Annotated in this window: 1 protein-coding gene; it reads left to right on the top strand. The window is 68.9% G+C overall.

Annotation, left to right across the window (positions count from 1 at the left end):
* On the top strand, window positions 1-254 hold a 254-nt coding region (locus OH705_RS28030), incomplete at both ends, for an alginate export family protein (protein WP_267303541.1).

The following is a 254-nucleotide window of genomic DNA, read 5'->3' as shown; positions in this document are numbered from 1 at the left end:
AAGCCGGCATCGGCCTGGGCTTCGCCCTGCTGGGGTCGATGCCGACCCTGGCGGCGGAAACCGCGCAGAAGAACTTCGGCCTCGACGTGAAGATCACCGGCCCGTCCGAGGACGACCGTGACCTGGGCACCCGCTCCGGCGGCGACGTCAACGGCCTGGGCCTGGACCTGCGCACCTGGGTGTACGGCGAACGCGGCAACTGGAGTGCCTTCGCCATGGGCCAGGCAGTGGCAGCCACCTACATCATCGAAACC

The organism is Pseudomonas sp. BJa3, assembly GCF_026343815.1.
Taxonomy (GTDB): Bacteria; Pseudomonadota; Gammaproteobacteria; order Pseudomonadales; family Pseudomonadaceae; genus Aquipseudomonas; species Aquipseudomonas soli.
The sequence above is the reverse complement of the archived record's forward strand: the minus strand, read 5'-3'. Positions and strand labels throughout refer to the sequence as shown.